Annotated in this window: 16 protein-coding genes and 1 tRNA gene; 8 read left to right on the top strand and 9 right to left on the bottom strand. The window is 69.1% G+C overall.

The genetic code is table 11. The features are described from left to right. The first annotated feature begins 4 nt into the window (after positions 1-4). Positions 5-829: a hypothetical protein gene (locus AUL33_RS04415; protein ID WP_156419279.1), complete on the top strand. Its 825-nt coding sequence runs from the start codon at positions 5-7 to the stop codon at positions 827-829. Here the strand turns inward: AUL33_RS04415 and AUL33_RS04410 are convergent. Continuing rightward, on the bottom strand, positions 818-3,475 hold the full coding sequence (locus tag AUL33_RS04410) for a response regulator (protein ID WP_062204260.1): 2,658 nt from the start codon (positions 3,473-3,475) through the stop codon (positions 818-820). The two genes, AUL33_RS04415 and AUL33_RS04410, sit on opposite strands and share 12 nt — an antisense overlap. 241 nt (positions 3,476-3,716) lie before the next feature. Here AUL33_RS04410 and AUL33_RS04405 point away from each other — a divergent pair, with 241 nt between their 5' ends. Beyond that, entirely contained in the window at positions 3,717-3,941 is a 225-nt protein-coding gene (locus AUL33_RS04405) for a hypothetical protein (RefSeq protein WP_062204253.1), read from the top strand. Between the two features lie 598 nt (positions 3,942-4,539). After that, positions 4,540-5,172 carry a TetR/AcrR family transcriptional regulator gene (locus tag AUL33_RS04400; protein ID WP_374754404.1) on the top strand — a complete coding sequence of 211 codons (633 nt, stop codon included), beginning with the start codon at positions 4,540-4,542 and terminating at the stop codon, positions 5,170-5,172. A gap of 3 nt (positions 5,173-5,175) precedes the next feature. On the opposite strand, the gene AUL33_RS04395 is transcribed toward AUL33_RS04400, so the two are convergent. Continuing rightward, entirely contained in the window at positions 5,176-6,351 is a 1,176-nt protein-coding gene (locus AUL33_RS04395; protein ID WP_062204250.1) for a fumarylacetoacetate hydrolase family protein, read from the bottom strand. A 278-nt stretch (positions 6,352-6,629) separates the two neighbouring features. Between AUL33_RS04395 and AUL33_RS04390 the strand changes: the two genes are divergently transcribed. After that, positions 6,630-7,478, top strand: a complete 849-nt coding sequence (locus AUL33_RS04390; protein ID WP_244491973.1) for an alpha/beta fold hydrolase — start codon at positions 6,630-6,632, stop codon at positions 7,476-7,478. On the opposite strand, the gene AUL33_RS04385 is transcribed toward AUL33_RS04390, so the two are convergent. From AUL33_RS04385 to AUL33_RS04375, 3 genes are all read right to left on the bottom strand, one after another. Next, positions 7,432-8,607: an App1 family protein gene (locus tag AUL33_RS04385; protein ID WP_062204247.1), complete on the bottom strand. Its 1,176-nt coding sequence runs from the start codon at positions 8,605-8,607 to the stop codon at positions 7,432-7,434. The genes AUL33_RS04390 and AUL33_RS04385 overlap by 47 nt on opposite strands. A gap of 66 nt (positions 8,608-8,673) precedes the next feature. Beyond that, positions 8,674-10,119 (bottom strand): phospholipase D-like domain-containing protein, encoded by a 1,446-nt coding sequence (locus AUL33_RS04380; RefSeq protein ID WP_062204245.1) that lies wholly within the window; start codon positions 10,117-10,119, stop codon positions 8,674-8,676. 117 nt (positions 10,120-10,236) lie between these two features. Then, complete coding sequence (locus AUL33_RS04375; protein ID WP_062204242.1) at positions 10,237-10,479, bottom strand: hypothetical protein; 243 nt, start codon at positions 10,477-10,479, stop codon at positions 10,237-10,239. A gap of 156 nt (positions 10,480-10,635) precedes the next feature. On the opposite strand from AUL33_RS04375, the gene AUL33_RS04370 reads away from it, so the two are divergent. Together AUL33_RS04370 and AUL33_RS04365 are read left to right on the top strand one after the other, a co-directional pair. Beyond that, the gene (locus tag AUL33_RS04370) at positions 10,636-12,747 is read left to right on the top strand and encodes an NAD(+) synthase (protein ID WP_062204240.1); all 2,112 of its coding nucleotides are present in this window, start codon (positions 10,636-10,638) and stop codon (positions 12,745-12,747) included. A 54-nt stretch (positions 12,748-12,801) separates the two neighbouring features. Beyond that, the gene (locus AUL33_RS04365) at positions 12,802-13,842 is read left to right on the top strand and encodes a helix-turn-helix domain-containing protein (RefSeq protein WP_062204237.1); all 1,041 of its coding nucleotides are present in this window, start codon (positions 12,802-12,804) and stop codon (positions 13,840-13,842) included. A gap of 85 nt (positions 13,843-13,927) precedes the next feature. Here the strand turns inward: AUL33_RS04365 and AUL33_RS04360 are convergent. After that, positions 13,928-14,012 (bottom strand) — tRNA-Leu (locus tag AUL33_RS04360). Positions 14,013-14,178: 166 nt separating this feature from the next. Here AUL33_RS04360 and AUL33_RS04355 point away from each other — a divergent pair. Then, positions 14,179-14,712, top strand: a complete 534-nt coding sequence (locus AUL33_RS04355; protein WP_062204234.1) for a disulfide bond formation protein B — start codon at positions 14,179-14,181, stop codon at positions 14,710-14,712. A 33-nt stretch (positions 14,713-14,745) separates the two neighbouring features. On the opposite strand, the gene AUL33_RS04350 is transcribed toward AUL33_RS04355, so the two are convergent. Beyond that, positions 14,746-15,306, bottom strand: coding sequence for an HNH endonuclease (locus AUL33_RS04350; RefSeq protein ID WP_062204231.1), 561 nt, complete (start codon positions 15,304-15,306; stop codon positions 14,746-14,748). Positions 15,307-15,481: 175 nt separating this feature from the next. Further along, positions 15,482-16,171, bottom strand: a complete 690-nt coding sequence (locus AUL33_RS04345) for a DNA-3-methyladenine glycosylase (protein ID WP_062204228.1) — start codon at positions 16,169-16,171, stop codon at positions 15,482-15,484. A gap of 47 nt (positions 16,172-16,218) precedes the next feature. Here AUL33_RS04345 and gluQRS point away from each other — a divergent pair, with 47 nt between their 5' ends. Continuing rightward, positions 16,219-17,142, top strand: a complete 924-nt coding sequence (gene gluQRS, locus AUL33_RS04340) for a tRNA glutamyl-Q(34) synthetase GluQRS (RefSeq protein WP_062204225.1) — start codon at positions 16,219-16,221, stop codon at positions 17,140-17,142. Between the two features lie 9 nt (positions 17,143-17,151). On the opposite strand, the gene AUL33_RS04335 is transcribed toward gluQRS, so the two are convergent. Then, on the bottom strand, positions 17,152-18,111 hold the full coding sequence (locus tag AUL33_RS04335; RefSeq protein ID WP_062204222.1) for an AEC family transporter: 960 nt from the start codon (positions 18,109-18,111) through the stop codon (positions 17,152-17,154). Between the last annotated feature and the right edge of the window lie 205 nt (positions 18,112-18,316).

Here is an 18,316-nt window from a genome sequence, read left to right as displayed (position 1 = left end):
GGCGATGCGGCAGGGCAGGTGGGACAGTCGCGGCAGCAGGGCGTGGCTTGCTGCCGCAATTGCGGGGATGGGCTGCCTCGGCGCTTCCGCCCCGGCGCGGGCCGGCGCGTGGACGCTGGAGAAGGGGCGGGCGCTGGTGATCGTCGGTGCGCAAGGATCGCGCGCCTCAAACGGCTACGACGCCGATCGCCGCTCGGGGGCGATCCCGGCCTTCCGCAAGGCCGAGATCCAGGCTCTGGCCGAATACGGCGTATCCGACCGGTTCACGCTGCGCGGACGCAGCGAGTTCCGCGACGTACGGCAGGAGGGCGGCGAGCCCGAGCGGCGCACGGGCCTCGGCTTCTCCGAAATCGGCGGGCGCTACCGGCTCGTCCAGCGGGGCGGCTTCGTCGGCTCCGTGGAGGCGAACCTTCGCATCGCCAAGGCCGAGGATATCGTCGATCCCGAGCAGGCGGGGCTGCTGGAGGGCGAGTATGAGGGGCGCCTGCTGGCCGGCTATGGCTTCACCCTGCGCGGCAAGGCCACCTTCGTCGACGGGCAGGCGGCCTACCGGGTGAGGGCGGCGGATCGCCCCGACGAAATCAAGCTCGATGCGACGTTCGGGATCCGGCCGACGCCGCGTGTTCTGGCGCTCGCGCAGGTCCTCTCGACCCTGTCGGTCGGCAGCGCGCCGGGTGTCGATGGCTATGACTACCACAAGCTCCAGCTGAGCGCGGTGTACGACGCCAGCGAGCGCATCTCGTTGCAACTCGGTGGGTTCACCACGCTCGCCGGGCGCAACGCGCTTGCCGAGGACGGGATCGTGACCGCGATCTGGCTACGATTCTAGCATCCGGTCGGCCGCACGCGACGCGCTTTCGCTTGACGGTGCCGGGTGCAGGACAGATCGGATTGCCGCGTCCAGCTCGTCCATCCCGTAGGGCTTGGGCAGCAGCGCCAGATGCGCCGCGCCGGCCGTGTCGAACCCGTCGACATGGCGGTCGCCCGTGGCGAAGACGACGCCGACGCCGGGCTTGAGCGCCAATGCCTGGCGCGCCAGCTCGGGCCCGGACATTCCCGGCAGGTTCACGTCGGTGACGAGGACGTCGAAGGGCACGGTCTGCATCGCCGTCAACGCATCCTCCGCCCGGCCAGCCTCGACCACGACATGGCCGAGATCCTTCAGCATGTCGGAGGTGTTCATGCGGATGAGGCCGTCGTCCTCGACGAGGAGGATCGTGGCATTGGTGGGCGCGGGCCTCGTCGGGGCAGGAGTGCCGCTGGGCGTGCGCACGCCCTCGGGATCGGCCGGCACGAGCGAGGGGCTCTGCTGGTTGCGGGCACGGTTGGCCTGCGCCTGATTGCCGAGGACGTGGCGGAACTTCCGGGCGAGTGCCTCGCGCGTGTAGGGCTTCGACAGCAGCTGCACGCCGGCGTCGAGCCGCCCACCATGGACGATGGAATTCTCGGTGTAGCCGGAGGTGAAGAGCACCGCGATGTTCGGCAGGCGCTCGCGCGCCTTGCGGGCGAGCTCCGGGCTCTTCAGCGTGCCCGGCATCACCACGTCGGTGAACAGCATGTCGATGGGAATGCCGCTCTCGACGACGTTGAGCGCCGACTGGGCATCCACCGCCTTCAGCACCCGGTAGCCGAGATCGCCGAGCATCTCGACGACGGTGGCGCGCACCGCGTCGTCGTCCTCGACCACGAGCACCGTTTCGGTGCCGCCGGCGATGGGGCCTGCCTCGACGGAGACCTCGATGTCCTCGGCCTGCGCGGCGCGGGGCAGGTAGAGCTTGATCGTCGTGCCATGTCCGACCTCGGAGTAGATCTTCACGTGGCCGCCGGACTGCTTGACGAAGCCGTAGACCATCGAGAGCCCGAGGCCCGATCCCTTGCCCTCGGCCTTCGTCGAGAAGAACGGCTCGAACACCTTGCCGATGATCTCCGGGGTCATGCCCGAGCCTGTGTCGCTGACCGCCAGCATGACGTACTGGCCGGGCGTCACCTCGGCATGGGTGCGCGCGTACTCGTCGTCGAGGCTGGCATTGCCGAGCTCGATCGTCAGGCGGCCTTGGCCCTCCATCGCGTCGCGCCCGTTGATGGCGAGGTTGAGGAGCGCGTTTTCGATCTGCGTCGGGTCGATGAACGTGTTCCAGAGCCCGCCGCCGACCACGGTCTCGATCTCGATGCCTTCGCCGATCGCACGGCGCAGCATGTCGTCCATGCCGCGCACGAAGCGCGTGACGTTGACCACCTTGGGCTCCAGCGCCTGCCGCCGGCCGAAGGCGAGAAGCTGCGCGGCGAGCTTGGAGCCGCGCGCGACACCGGCCAGCGCGTTCTGCACCCGCTGCTCGGCCCGCTCGTTGCCCACGATGTCCTTGGCGAGAAGCTGGAGATTGCCCGAAACGACCTGGAGCAGGTTGTTGAAGTCGTGCGCGACGCCGCCCGTCAGCTTGCCCACCGTCTCCAGCTTCTGCGACTGGGCGAGCGCCAGTTCGGCCTTTCGCCGCTCGTCGACGGCGGTGACGATGCGCGTTTCCAGCGTCTCGTTCATCTGGCGTAGCTGGTCTTCGGCGCGCTCGCGGTGGCGCACCTGACGCTCCAGCATCTCGGCATGCTCGACGAGGCGCTCCTCGTGCAGCCGCTCGGCCGTGATGTCGGTGTGGACGCCCACCCATTCGCGTAAGGTTCCGGCCTCGTCGAAGGTCGGAACGGCGCGCACCGAGAACCAACCCCAGCTGCCGTCGGCCCGCCGGATCCGGTGCTCGTGCTGAAAGACGGACCTCGTGGCAACGGCGGCGTTCCAGGCCTCGATCGTGCCGGTGGCATCGTCGGCGTGGACCGCGTCGGCCCAGCCGAAATCGCGGCATTCGGCTTCGCTCTGGCCTGTCAGGCGCTGCCAGCCCGGCTGCTCGCCGATCATCCGGCCATCGGCGCTGTTGGTCCAGATCGTGGCATGAACGGCATCGACGGCGGCGCGGAACCGCTCGTTGGCGCGGTGGACGGCGCGCTCGGCCAGCACGCGTTCGGTGTTCTCGATGACGGTGCAGAGGACGGCGCGATAGCGCCCTGTCTCGTCGCGGATCGGCGTATAGAAGAGGTCGAGAAAGAGCGCTTCGGGCACGCCGTTGCGCAGCAGCGTCATCTCCTGGTTCAGAAAGCTCTGGACGCCGCCGGCAAACCCTACCTCCATCACCGACCGGTTCCAGTCCCAGATCTCGGGCCAGATCGTACGCACCAGCCCACCGAAGGCAGCGGGATGCCTGGCCCCGGCAATGGCGACGTAGCCGTCATTGTAGATCATGACGGGGTCGTCGCCCCACATCAGAACCTGGGGAACCGGCGAGGCGATGAGCGTGTCGACGATGGCTGCAAAGGCCGGGGACCAGTCCTGGCGCGCGCCAAGCGCCGTCGTCTCCCAGGAGAAGGATTCGAGGAGGGCGCGGGTGGTGCCGCCGGTATGGGAAGCGTGCGATCCAACCGACGTCGACATGATCCTGGTTCCTGTTCAAGGACTTGCTGATTTCAGGCAGGCATGCCCGGAAATCGCGGCCTTCGCAAGGCCGCCTTGTTACCGCCGTCGAGCCGGTCCGAGGCCGGCGGTTTCCATGCGCCGGAGACGGCCGATGCACTTGATAGGATGGGATCGCACGATAATTGATAGGATAAGTTGCATCCCGCACGCGTTGGTTTGCGTAGCTTACGTTTTACGGGACATGGCAGGACACTCAGATATGTCGGATGAAGACCTTCTCGCCCTGATCGAACGCCTTCACATCGTGGCCGCCAACCATCTGGAAGAACGCTGGGCCGGCGGTACCGAGCTGGAAGACGGCGGGCATCTGGATGCGAGCCTCGCCAACGACGCCGCGATGGCGGTCAACGAACTCTTGGCACTTCGCCAGATTCTTCGGGTCTCCACGCGCTTATATGAGCGGGGAGCCGAGCCTCTGCACTAGGTCCCGTCAGGACAACGGTCAGAGCGTGATTGTCGAGCCTTTCCATGGCATGGCGTTCCCGGCCGGGAGATAATCCCCGCGCAATCGCGTCGCCTTCCGTGTCAGCTGTGCGACTCCGACATGCGTCTCCAGCGCACACGCGTTTGGCCACCGCATGGAACACCCCGTCGGCGATGACCAGTTGTGCGCAGCCATCGGCATCGTGCGCCGCTTTGCCTCCCCGTACCGACGCCTCGATCTCGCCCCACCCGATCGCCTGCATCGCCGCCTCGATTGAAACGCCGCTTTCGCTGGAGCGGCGCAGTGCAAGTCGACGCTCTCGATCTCCTGCGTGGTCTTCCGTGCCCCTGCCGGCGGTAAGTCCGGCACATTGATCGCCAATCCCACCAGCGCCGCACACGCGACCAGCGTCTCCTCGTCATCGGTCGGCGTCACCGGGTTGGCCATCTGCAAAGCCGCCCGCCGCCGGTGCGGATTGCAGCGGCATGACAGTGCGGCGTCGCGATGCGATAAGGCGGCTTCCATCGGGAACGGCTTGCCTGGTCGGGATCGAGACGGGATCGAGACCGTTCCAGACAGACGGCACAGGAGATCGGGTTTGGACGAGTCGAAAGCGAGCGAAGCGAGCGGAGCGGGCGACACGGGACTGGCGGACCTGCCGGCGCGGCCCCTGCGCGCCGATGCGCGGCGCAACCGCGACCGTCTCGTCGCCGCAGCGGCTTCGGCTTTCGGCACGGAAGGCGTCGACACCTCGCTGGAGGCGATCGCCAGAAGCGCCGGCGTCGGCATCGGCACGCTCTACCGGCACTTCCCGACCCGCGAGGCGCTGATCGAAGTCGTCTATTGCCGCGAGGTGGAAGCGCTCGTCGCCGCGGCCGAGGATCTCTCGTGCACGCAGCCGGCGGACGAGGCGCTGGCGCAGTGGATGCAGCGCTTCGTCGACTACATCGCCGCCAAGCGGGGCATGGGCGAGAGCCTGAAGATCCTCTTCGTCTCCAAGTCGCCGCTCTTTGCCGAAAAGTCCGGGCTGATCCCGCTGGCGCTGAAGGGCCTCGTGGACCGCGCCGTCGCGGCCGGGGCGATCCGGGCCGACGCCGACAGCGGCGATGTCCTGCATGCGCTGTCGAGCGTCTATGCGGCGGCCTCCGGGCCGGACTGGCGGGAGCGCTCCCGCCGTCTCGTGCGCCTGCTCATGGACGGGCTGCGCTACGGCGCGCCCGCCCGGCCTTGAGCCTCAGAGCGCCTTCAGGAGGTCGCGCTTGGCCAGATTGCGCATCAGCGCGGCGATGCCGAAGGTCCAGGGCTCGGCCTTGTCGGTATGGGTGACGACGTTTTCCAGCCGGCCGAGGCGGGGCGAGGCGATGGCGACGACGTCGCCGGTCTTGTGGGTGAAGCCCTTGCCCGGCGCATCGCGATCCTCGACCGGGGCGAACAGCGTGCCGAGAAAGAGCACGAACCCGTCGGGATACTGATGGCTGCGGTTGGCGGCCTGGCGCACCAGTTCGGCCGGGTCGCGGCTGATCTGGCTCATCGAGGAATGGCCCTCAAGACGGTAGCCGTCCGTGCCCTCGACCGTCAGCGTCAGTTCGGCGGAACGCACGTCGTCGAGCGTGAAGCCCTCGTCGAAGAGGCGGATGAACGGGCCGATGGCGGAGGAGGCGTTGTTGTCCTTGGCCTTGCCGAGAAGCAGCGCCGAGCGCCCCTCGACATCCCTCAGGTTCACGTCGTTGCCGAGCGTCGCGCCGACGATCTCGCCGCGTGAATTGACCGCAAGCACCACTTCGGGCTCCGGATTGTTCCATTCCGAGGAGGGCAGGATGCCGACCTGCGAGCCGTGGCCGACGCTCGCCAGAACCGGCGCCTTGGTGAAGACCTCGGCGTCCGGCCCGATGCCGACCTCGAGATATTGCGACCAGTAGCCCTTGTCCTGCAGGATGCGCTTGACCTCCGCGGCCTTCGACGACCCCGCCACCACGTCGGTGAGGGCCCCGCCGATGACCTGTCCGATCTCGTCGCGGATCTCGGCGGCCTTGGCGAGGTCGCCCTTGGCGCGCTCCTCGATCACCCGCTCGATCATCGAGCGCGCGAAGGTGACGCCGCAGGCCTTCACCGCCTGAAGATCGCAGGGCGCGAGCAGCACCGGCTTCGTCTCGCGGGCAGCGCCCGTCGCGGCCCCGTTCGCCAGGACCTCGGAAAGCGACCAGCTCTGGCCCTTCGTCGCGCCGCGCAGCGTCGCCACGGGGTCGGCCGATTCCAGCAGCGTCGAGACGGTCGCGGCCGTCGCGGTGACGCAGACGAGGCGGTCGCCCCGGACGTGGACCACGACGGGGCCGCCGACCGCGGGGTCGAACAGGCGCCCGACCAGCGTGGCGGTGGCGACATCCTGGGGCAGGGGCGAGCGATCGGTCATGCGGGCATCCGTTCGGGTCGAGACGTGGCAGGGCGGCGATTCCCGTCGCGAGATCGCCGAATGGTTCTGTCTCGCAAGGCAAACCGTGGAATGGCGCCGACTGCAAGCCTCCGCCATGCTGCGCTGCAGCGTCGGCGGTGCCGAGAGATCGCGAGCGACCGGCTTGCGGCCCGCACCCTGAGCAAGGCATATCGGCTTTCGCCGGCCTGCCGCGCGACAAAGGGGACGGCCGAGATGAACGAGCGAGACGAGCCCGACGCCTTCAGGCCGAACCCGTGATGCTGATGCAGGCTGCCGCCCGGCGCGCACCGCCGCGTCAGGGCGTGATGCGCCACGACGATCACCGCCCACCCGGCGGTTCGCGCGAGACGCCGGTGCTCCTCCTCCATGGCGCCGTGCAGACCCGCGCGATCTGGCAGGCGCAGGTGGAGGCTCTCGAGGGGACGCGGCGGGTGGTGGTGCCGGACCTGCGCGGCCATGGCGCGACGCCGCTCGGATCCGCGCCGTTCGATATCGGCGCGATGGCTGGGGATTGCGTGGCGCTGCTCGATGCGCTGGCGATCCGCCGGGTGATCGTGGTCGGCGTCTCGCTCGGCGGCATGATCGCGCTCGAACTGGCCTGCCGCCGGCCGGACCGGGTCGAGGCGATCGTCATCGCCAACACGCCCCGCGCGCTCGTCGTCACCCGCTGGATGCGTCGCATCCTCGCCGCGCTGGGGCCGCAGCGTCTGCTCTATCCGACCTTTCGCCTGCTCGGGCAGGCGCGCTCGGCCCGCATCGGCCTCTGGCTGGCCGGGCTGCTCGTCGGCCGGCACTGGGTGGGCAAGACGGCGCGGCGCCATTTCATCGCCGGCTTCTCCACCATGCAGCCGCAGGCGATCGTGGCGACCTACCGCGCGATCGTCGAATGCGAGCCGGTCGACCCTCGCGACATCCGCTGCCCGTGCCTCGTGGTGGAGGGCGCCGACGATGCCGGCACGATCCGCGAGCAGTCCGAGACGATCGACCGACTGGCGCCGCGGGCCCGGCGGGTCGAGATGCCCGCCGGGCATGTCGCCAATCTCGACGACCCCCGGCGCTTCAATGCGATCCTGACACGCTTTCTCGGCTCGCTGTTGCGGCGCTGACGCCGGCCTCGATCTCGGCCAGCATCGCGCGGTGCGTGCCGGGCGCGACGAGGCCGAGGCGCTCGCAGGCTTCCGCCGCGCCCTCCAGCGTCGGGCTCGTCGTCACCGTCACGCCGGCCCCGCGGATCGCGTCGAGGGCGCTCGCGACCGCGGACTTCAGCCCCTTCGGCGAGACATCGCGCAGATGCACCGAGACGATGCGTCCGGGATGGCGGCGCACCGTTTCGGCGTAGATCTCGGCGTCGCTCTGCCCGGTGTCGCCGATGAGGACGAAGCCGAGCCGCGGATAGGCGGCGAGCAGCGCCTCGATGGCGCCGAGCTTGTGGCCGCGATGCCCGCCGGTCAGCCACTGCGTCGGCGTGATCCCGAAATCCTTGAGCATCATCGGGCCGGCGGGAATGCCCTGCCGGTCGAGAAACTCGGTGAAGAGCTCATGGAGGTTCCATGGGCTGGAGGAGACGTAGAAGACCGGGTTGGTCTCGCCGCCGACGCGGCCCGCCGCGAGCGCCCGGTAGAAGGTGGCGATGCCGGGGAAGGCGACGCGCCCTTCCGCCGAGTTGAGCGCCACCGTCCGCAGATGCCGGAAGAAATGTTGAGCGCTCGTCTCGACGATCGTGTCGTCGATGTCCGAGATCACCGCGATCCCGGCCTTGGGCGAGACGCATCGCACGAGCGCGTGTCCGTCGATCGGGGCGAAGCGGTAGCCGGGCGCCCCTTCGAGCCGCAGCGCGATCTCAGCCCAGGGCGCGTCGCCGGGCGCGTGCGCGGCCGGGATGTCGCCGCGGGGGATCTCTACGGAGAAGAAGCCCTCGCGCGTCGTCAGGGTGCGGCCGGACAGGCCGAAGCCTCGCCACGAGACCGCGGCCTTGCGGATCTCGTCGGTCTCGTAGCGCCGGAACGAACGCCAGAGATTGCGCCAGGGCGAGCGCGTCGGCCTAGCGTGGACGACCTTCTCGTCCTCGATCACCCGTCCGCTGAAGCGCACGAGATCGTCGGTCGCGAGCCCGCGATAGGGCAGGAGGATCGGCGCCGAGGTTAGCCCGAGCGCGATCTTGGCGCGGGTGCGCAGGGTTCCCCAATGCTGGACGAGGGTGCCCACGACGTGGAGGGGCAGGCGGTCACGGCTCATGGCAGGCGGTTTCTTCGCTCGGGGGACGGTTCTGCGATCCCATGAACGCCGAACCGCTTCTCCGGTTCACACCCGGCGGAACAGGCTGGCGATGCGATCGGGCCAGCCGAGCGGGCGCTCGGGATCGGCGACGTCGGATTCGGCCAGCATCTCCTCGTCCACCGTCAGGTCGCGCGTCGGCATCGCTTCGAGCCTGGTCGGCATCCGGCCGTTCAGCGCCTCGATCGTGCGGATGAGCGCACCGTCCTGGCGCGCCATCTCGGCCGCAACCGTCTCGGCGTCGGTGCCCAGATGCTCGCCGAGCAGCCCGTCGCGCTTGCGGCGGATCTTGTCCGCCATCGCCTCGTCGCCGGACTCGCGCTCGATCACAAGGTCGCATTCGGTGTCGAAGCCCATCGAGCGGTTGTTGAGGTTGGCGGATCCGAGCTTCAGCACGCGATCGTCGGCGATCATGATCTTGGCGTGAACGTAGATCGGCGAGCCCGCCTCGTTGACGGGGTAGAGGATGCGGAACCGGTCGTGCCGGTCGGCGCCCTTCACGAGATGCATCATGCGGATGCGGGCCGAATCCATCGCCTTGGCTTCCAGCCAGCCGTCCGCCGTGTCGGGATTGATCACGACGATCTCGGGACCGTCCTCTTCGCCGAGACGCCGGGCGATCGCCTGCGCGACGCGGCGAGAGGCGAAATACTGGCTTTCGATGTAGAGCGTGCGCCGGGCCGTGCCGATGATCGCGAGCGTCGCCGCCTCGATCTCGCTGATCTGGCGCCGGTCGTCATAGGCGGGCGCGGTGCGGGCGATGCCGACGTCGATCGCCTCGAAATCGACGTCGAGGCCCTCCGGCCAGATGTCGGCCGCGCCCGCGATCGGGTCGAGCGCCTTCCCCGTCGCGCGCTCCCAGCGATGACGCGCCAGATCCGACAGCGCCTTGACCACGGGACCGGAGACGCAACTCGTGGCATCGTGCCACGGACCGAGAGGCGCGCCGCGCGGAGTATGACGTCCCTTGCGGTTTTCCTCGTGCTCGCGCGTGTCCCAGCGCCCCACCGTCATGTCGATGCCGCCGCAGAAGGCGAGCGTCTCGTCGATGACGAGGAGTTTCATGTGATGGGCCGAAAGCGGCGGATGGGCGCCGTCGAGCTTCAGCTTCACCCGCCCGCCGAACATCCAGTTCAGCATGTAGACCGGCGTCTCGCCGCGGCCGAGCGAGTTCAGGAGGCCGATGTCCCACTTGAGGATGCGCACTTCGAGGTCCGGCCGGCGCTTGGCCAGCCAGTTGAGGAGCGATCCGATCTCGTTCGGGCCTTCCAGCGTCTGGCCTTCCGGCTCCATCTCGATGCGCGCGTCGAAATCCCAACCGACGAGGAGAATCGAGTGCCGGGCTTCGAGCATCGCCTGCTTGGCGGCATGGAAGAAGTCGGCGGCATCGACGATGATCGAGAACCGGTCGGCGCGGTGGACCTGCCAGCACGTGTCGTTCTCTCGCAGGATCGTCGGCGCGTCGTCGGCCATTCTCGGCTCCTCGTTGGCTCATGGATCGGCGTGGCGGTTGCCGGCCGGAGGCGGGAAGATGGGCCGGCCGGCGGGTTCGCCAAGCCGCCGCCCATCCCCCAGGTCGGGCAAGCGCTGTCAGTGCAGTGGCGCCTTGCCGTCCACGATGGCACCGCGGGCGGTTTCGTGGCGCGCATGCAGCTCGCGGAAGCGGTCGAGCTCCGTGCCGGTCAGCTCGCCCTTCTGGTCGCGCCGCGACAGCGCGAGGTAGATCGGGCTTTCCTCGGCGGTCAGGCCGACGAAGATCTCGTGCCCGCCCGCATCGATCGTGATCGCGCGCATGCCTTCCAGAAACTCGCGTTCGCCATCGGTCAGATCCATGGTCGTCCTCCACATCGTTGCGTTCGGTGTTCAACTAGGGCCGCCGGGATCGCGCGCCTCCCGTCTTTCGATTTTTCCCGTTTCGGCGCATGAGTGCGTCGCGGGATCCGGCGGTTCGCCGGGGCCGCTCGCGCCAGGGTTCGAAGGATCGCTTTGATGACCGCAGACGAGACGAACCGGACGAACCGGGCCGCCACGTTTTTCGCGCTTCACTCGCACGGGTTCCTGCGCGCCGGCGCCGCCACGCCGACCGTGGTGGTCGCCGACCCCCGCGCCAACAGCCGGGCGATCCTCGCCGAGGTCCGGCGCGCGTCCGAAGCCGGCTGCGATCTCGTGGTGCTGCCGGAACTCGCGGTCTCGGCCTATGCGATCGACGATCTCCTGCTGCAGGACGCGCTGCTGGATGCCGTCGAGACGGCGCTCGGCGAGCTTGCTGCTGCGACTGGCGATCTGACGCCGCTCGTGCTCGTCGGCGCGCCGCTGCGCCGCAACGGCCGGATCTACAATTGCGCCGTCGCGCTGTCGCGCGGGCGCATTCTCGGTGCCGTGCCGAAGGTGTTCCTGCCGAACTACCGCGAGTTCTACGAGAAGCGCTGGTTCGCCTCGGGGGCCGGCATCGTCGGCGCATGCGTCGTGATCGCCGGCGAGACCGTGCCCTTCGGCACCGATCTTCTCTTCGAGGCCGAGGATCTGCCGGACTTCGTCGTCCATGCCGAGATCTGCGAGGACGTTTGGTCCCCCGCACCGCCCTCGATCCGCGGCGCGCTGGCCGGCGCCACCGTGCTCTGCAACCTCTCGGCTTCCAACATCGTGGTCGGCAAGTCCGCCGACCGGCATCTCCTCTGCGCCTCGCAGGCGATGCGCTGCATGGCCGCCTATGTCTACTCCGCCGCCGGGGCGGGCGAGAGCACCAACGATCTCGCGTGGGACGGGCAGGGAATGATCTACGAGCTCGGCGACCTCCTCGCCGAGTCCGAGCGCTTCCGCCGCGAGCCGCAACTGACCGTCGCCGACATCGACCTCCAGCGCCTGCGCATGGAGCGGATGCGCATGCCTTCCTTCAACGACGCCGCGATGAATGAGGGCAACCCGGAGACAGCCTTCCGGCGCGTGCGCTTCCGGCACCGGCCGTCCTTCGCCGATCTTGGGCTCGCGCGCCCGATGCGGCGCTTTCCCTATGTGCCGAACCGCGCCTCGCGGCTGGACGAGGACTGCTTCGAAGCCTTCAACATCCAGGTCCATGCCCTGGTGAAGCGCTTCGAATCGACGCCGGGCGACCGCATGATGATCGGCGTTTCCGGCGGCCTCGATTCGACCCATGCGCTCATCGTCGCGGCGAAGGCCTGCGACCTGATGGGCCTGCCGCGCAGCACCATCCTCGGCTTCACCCTGCCGGGATTCGCCACCGGCGACGAGACGAAAGCCAATGCCTGGGCGCTGATGCGCGCCCTCGGGATCGAGGCGGACGAGATCGACATTCGCCCGGCCGCGCGCCAGATGCTGGCCGACATGGGCCACCCGTTCAGCGAGGGAGAGCCGGTCTACGACATCACCTTCGAGAACGTGCAGGCGGGCCTTCGCACCGACTATCTCTTCCGCATCGCCAACCAGCGCGGCGGCTTCGTCATCGGCACCGGCGATCTCTCGGAACTCGCGCTGGGTTGGTGTACCTACGGCGTCGGCGACCAGATGAGCCATTACGGCGTCAATTCCGGGGTGCCGAAAACGCTCATCCAGTATCTCATCCGCTGGACGGTCGGCACCGGCCAGTTCGACGAGGCGACGGGGCAGGTGCTCTCGGCGATCCTCGACACCGAGATCTCGCCCGAGCTCGTGCCGGCCGATGCCAGCGGCGCGATCCAGAGCACCGAGGCCAAGATCGGCCCCTACGAGCTCAACGACTTCTTCCTCTTCCACACGATGCGCTATGGCCTGCCGCCGCGAAAGGTCGCCTTTCTCGCCTGGCATGCCTGGCGCGACACGGCAGAGGGCCGCTGGCCCGCTGGCTTCCCGGACCCCAAGAAGAACGCCTACGATCTCGCCGTGATCCGGCATTGGCTGGAGCGCTTCCTGATGCGCTTCTTCCAGACCAGCCAGTTCAAGCGCACTGCGATGCCGAACGGCCCGAAGGTCTCGGCCGGCGGCAGTCTTTCTCCGCGCGGCGACTGGCGCGCGCCTTCCGACGCCGTTGCCGCGCTCTGGCTGCGCGACCTCGAGGGCGTGCCACAGGAGGCTCCTTCCCACCTGACACCCGCATTGGAGACCTAGCGCCGACGTGTCGATCCGTGAGGCATACGAGGGGCGAGCGGGAGGCGAGACGCGATGGCGGATGAGGGACGGGACGGACCGATCGTCGCCGACGGCATGGCCGGGCGCGAAGGCTTCGAGCTCTGGCGACGGATGGTGGATCCGCTCTTCGACGTGCACCTGTCTCGCGAGTCGGCGCCGGCTGCGTTTCAAGCCAGCAGCCGAACCTCGGCGCTCGGCGCCGGCTTCCTCGCACGCGCCTCCGCCGGCGCGCAGCACTTCTCGCGCACGCCCGCCTTCGTGCGCCAAAGCGGCTGGGACCATGTGCTCGTGCAACTCTACACCGAGGGCGGCTACCATGGCGTCGCGGGCGAGCGTCCGGTGCGGGTCGATCCCGGCGAGATCAGCCTGCTCGACCTCGGCCGGACGCTGCAGACGACGGCGACAGGCTTCTCGAACGTCTCGCTGCTCGTGCCGCGCGAGAAGGCCGGCGGGCTCGGCGATTTCCACGGGCGGGTCTTCCGCGCCGGGCGGGCGCACACCGCGCTCGTGCGTACCCACATCCAGTTCCTGTCGCGCCATGCCGACGCGATGACCGGCACGGAGGGCGAGGTGGGTGTCGATGCCCTGCTTCATCTCGTATCGGGCGAGCCGATCCGCTCGGCCGATCCGGCGGTGAAGGCCACCGTGGCGTCGACCCTTCGCGCACTCGTCGCCGATCATGTCGACCGCCATCTGGCACAGCCCGATCTCTCGCCGACATCGATCGCGATCGCTCTCAGCCTTTCGCGGGCGACGCTCTACCGGGTCCTCGCGCTCGACGGCGGCGTCGCCGACTTCATCCGGCTTCGCCGGCTCACGCGCGCCTTCGAACTACTCTCGGACCCGAACCCGACCATCCGGACCGCCCGGGGCGTCGCGGCCGCGGTGGGATTTTCCAGCGAGTCGCAGTTCTCGCATGCCTTCCGCCGCTGCTTCGACATGACGCCCGGCGAGTTGCGCGCCTTGGCGCGGCACGGCGACGGACCGGCAGTCTCGCTCGACCGTCACGTTCGCGGCTGGCTGGCGGGACTGCGCGAGATGAGCACGGGTGCGGCCAGTGTCGCGCTGGCCTGATGCAGTCGGGAAATCAGCGGGCGGTCTGCGATCGGACGGACCGCTGCACAGGGTCGAACGCCTCGCGTTCGGTCGGCTGATACGGTGGTGCGGGCGGTCGGGGTCGAACCGACACTCCTTGCGGAACCGGATTTTGAGTCCGGCGCGTCTACCAATTCCACCACGCCCGCGTGCCCGCCGCTTTCGGCTGGACGGTGCGTTTCATGCCATGAAAGCGTGGGCCCGTCCAGCCGCCGTGGGGGTCATGCACGCACGCCGCGATCGTGGTAAGTCGCACCGGAATGGGGCGGCGACCGAGCGGCGCAACCCCGGCTCTTGTAACGGATCGACGATCAGATGCCCGATACGTCCCTGTCCCTCCGCAAGGCGGCCGGCTTCCGGCAGACGCTGGCCGCGGTGTTTCTCACTGTAGGCATGAGCGCGACGGTCGGCGGGGCGCTCCTGTTCCAGCAGGTCGGGGGCTACATTCCCTGCGCCCTCTGCCTCGAACAGCGCACGCCCTATTACGTCGCGATCCCGCTCGCCGTCCTGGCCGTCGTCGCCAGACTGGCGCGACTGAAGCCCGCGGTGACGCGCGGTCTGTTGCTCGCGGTGGGCCTGCTCATGCTCTGGGGCTTCGCGCTCGCGGTCTACCATGCCGGTGTCGAGTGGCGCTTCTGGGCGGGACCGGCCGATTGCACGATGGCCGCGCCCGTCGATCTCGGCGGCGATCTCCTCTCGACACTCGATTCGGTGCATCCGCCATCCTGCGCCGATGCGGCGCTGCGCATTCTCGGCCTGTCGCTGGCGGGTTGGAACGCGATTCTCGCGGCCGTCTTCGCCGCCGTGGCGCTGCGCAGCGCGCTGGCGCGGGGCGACCGCTTTGCGTGATGCCAGCGGCGGTGTTGGCGAACCGCGGTCGCGCTATTCCGGATCCAGCTCCGAATCCCAGTAGAGATAGTCGAGCCAGCTCTCGTGCAGGAAGTTCGGCGGGAACAGTCGGCCGTTGTTGTGGAGGTCGTGCACCGTCGGCTGGTAGGCCGGCTGGTGCGGGTGCATGCCGGCATCCTTCGGCATCAGCCCGCCCTTCCTGAGATTGCAGGGCGAGCAGGCGGTGATGACGTTTTCCCACGTGGTCAGTCCGCCGCGCGAGCGGGGGATGACGTGGTCGAAGGTCAGATCGTGCGGCGAGCCGCAATACTGGCACTGGAAGCGGTCGCGCAGGAAGACGTTGAAGCGGGTGAAGGCGGGATGGCGGGCCGGCTTGACGTAGGACTTGAGGCAGACGACGGACGGCAGCCGCATCGAGAAGGTCGGGCTATGGACGGCACGGTCGTATTCGGCGAGAATCGTCACACGGTCGAGAAACACGGCCTTGATCGCATCCTGCCAGGACCACAGCGACAGCGGGTAATAGGACAGCGGCCGGAAGTCCGCGTTCAGGACGAGCGCCGGAGACAAGGTGGACTGCACTGCGATCGTCAAGGATACTCTCCTTCACGCAAGGCAGCGGTTCGCAAGAGAGAGCCGGTCTTGCAAACCGTATGCTCATGCTCGTTTTGAATGCGTCTGCACTATCGTGTCCTATCGTGTCGCCTTTGTGAAGCCTTCAGAACAGCTTAGCGCCCGCGGTGCACAGTCGCGCGGCATCGGGTCCGGTTCAGCGGGGCGGGAGGCGGGTCGTGACCTCGTTTCCCGCATCGGCGGACGGCCCGACCGGGGCGCCGTCGCGGCGCGTCAGGCTGCGGTAGTAGGCCCAGAACAGCCGGGCTGCGACCGAGCGCGCCGGGCTCCACAACTCGGCCATGGCGGCGAGCGGCTTCTCCTTCACCCGCTCCGGCAGTGCGAACGCGTGCGCGACCGCGACCTGCAGAGCGAGGTCGCCGGCGGGAAAGATGTCGGGATGACCGGCCGCGAAGAGGAGATGGCATTCCGCCGTCCAGCGACCGATCCCATGAACGGCAACGAGCGCCGAGACGGCCTCGTGCGATTCGGCCTCCTCGATACCAGCCAGATCCAGCCGGCCTTCCATCATCGCCTGCGCGATCGCCAGTGCGGTGCGGTGCTTGGCGCGCGACAGGCCGGCGCGGCGGAACGCCTCGTCGGGGGCGGTGAGAAGCGCCTCGGGGTCGGTCAGGTCGATCTCGGCCTCCAGCCGGGCGAAGATGGCGTCGGCGCTGGCCGTCGAGACCTGCTGGCCCATGATGGTGCGAAGCAAACCCGGCAGGCCGGGCGCGAGGCGGCGCAGCGGCAGGGTGCCGGCCATCAGGATCACCGGTTCGAGACGCGGGTCGGCGCGCCGCAACGCCTCCAGCGCCTCCGCGATATCGGCTTCGGTGCGAAGTGTCATGACGGTTCCGTTCCTCGTCTCAGCGTCGTCGCCGGAAGGACCGACCTATGAGCGAACGTCCCGCCGACCACGGCTCGACCGAGGTTCCCGCCCGCCGGGTCTTTCGCTTCGCGCCCAGCCCGAACGGTCTTCTACATCTCGGCCACGCCTTTTCCGCCCTCCTCAACCACGATCTCGCGCATCTGGCCGGCGGGCGCCTGTTGCTGCGGCTGGAGGATATCGACCGCGCGCGATCGACGCCCGAGTTCGAGCGCCGGATCATCGAAGATCTCGGCTGGCTCGGCCTCGCCTTCGACGAGGTGCCCCGGCGCCAGCACGAGCACCATGCCGACTACGAGGCGGCCCTCGATGCGTTGCGCGGAGAGGGGCTGCTCTACCCCGCCTTCATGACGCGGGGCGAAACGCGCGCCTTCGCCGCCGCCTTCGAGGAGCGGGAGGGCCGCATCTGGCCGCGCGATCCCGATGGCGCGCCGGTCTATCCCGCACTCGACCGCGACCTCTGCGAATCCGAGCGAAACGATCGTATCGCCGCCGGCGAGCCGTTTGCCTGGCGGCTCGACATGGCTCGCGCGCTGGCGCTGGTCGACGGGCCGCTCGGCTTCGAGGACACCGGCGGCGAAACGCCCGCCGAGGTCGCCGCCGAGCCGGCCCTCTGGGGCGACGTGGTGCTGGCGCGCTTCGACACGCCGACGAGCTACCATCTCGCGGTCACGGTGGACGACGCCCTCCAGGGCGTCACCGACGTCGTGCGCGGACGCGACCTCCTGCCCTCGACTTCGGTTCATCGCCTGCTGCAGGCGTTGCTCGGACTTCCCGTTCCCCGCTACCACCATCACGACCTCATTCTCGGCGGCGACGGGCGCAAGCTCTCCAAGAGCCGGGGCGATGTGAGCCTTCGCGCACTCGGCGAGGCCGGGCTGACGCCGGCCGACATCCGCCGCATGGTCGGGCTGGGGCCGGCTCCCGCGTGAAGCCCGCTGTCAGTGGACAACGGCCAGCCAGCCCGTCAGCGTCACGGCCGAGACGATCGTGGTCACGAGGATCACCGCTGCCGCAAGGCTTTCGCCTGTCTTGAAATAGGTCGCGAAGAGATAGGCGTTGACGCCGACCGGGCAGGCGGCAGCCGTCACCGCGACGGCCAGCCAGAGCGGCGGCAGCAGCGTCCAGCCGACCAGAAAGACGACGAGCGGCTGTACGATAAGGGCCAGCCCGGCGATCAGCCCCGGCACGAACAGCGCCCCGCGGATGCGGTAGCGCGGTAGCGACAGGCCAAGCGCGACCAGCGCCAGCGGGCCGGCGGTGGCCGCCAGCAGCCGCACCACCTCGCCATGCGGCCCCTCGAGCGGCAGGCCGCTCAGGCGCCAGACGAAGCCGAGCGCGAGACCGATCACCAGCGCATTGCGCGACAGGTTGCGCCCGACCTGTCCGAGCGTCCGGCGGATCGAGGGCGTGGGGCCGGCGGTATTGCCGCTCTCGCGCGCGTCCCGGGCGGCCGCGCGCTCCAGAAGCAGCGTCGAGACGGTCATCATCGTCGGCAGGTGGATGGCGATGATGAGCGCCAGCGCGTCGAGCCCCTCGCGCCCGAAGGCGCGCTCGACCACGGGAATGCCGACGAAGATGAGGTTGGAGAAGCTCGCCGAGACGCCGGCGATGACGGCGCCGCGCCGGTCGGTTCCCGCGATCTTGCGGGCGAGGATCATGCCGCCGGCATAGACCGGCACGACCCCGGCGAAATAGGCGATCCAGAGATAGACCGGATTGGCCTCGCCGAAATCGGCGGTCGCCACCGTGCGGAACATCAGCGCCGGCACGGCGAGCAGGAAGACGAAACCGCTCAGCGCGTCGCCGGTCGGAGCCGGCAGCAGCTTCAGCTTGGCGACCGTGGTGCCGAGCGCGATGAGGATGAAGATCGGCGCGATCACCGACAGGACGAAGGTCATGGTGGCCGGCGGGTCCTCGGGCTAGGTCTCACGAAGGACTTAAGGCGAGTCGTTCGATGCGCGAAGCGCTTTTCGTGCCGGCGTGGTGCCGAGGGCATGGGGGCGTCCGCCCGGAGCACCCGTCGGCCCTTTCGCCATCGGCCCGCGGCTGGTATCGCCGATCGGCCGGCGGGCCGTCCCGCGCGTCGGTCCGACCCGCCTGGAA

The sequence above is a fragment of the Aureimonas sp. AU12 genome (genome assembly GCF_001463705.1).
GTDB lineage: Bacteria > Pseudomonadota > Alphaproteobacteria > Rhizobiales > Rhizobiaceae > Aureimonas.
Note: the sequence above shows the minus strand (reverse complement) of the source record. Positions and strands in the feature narration are given on the sequence as shown.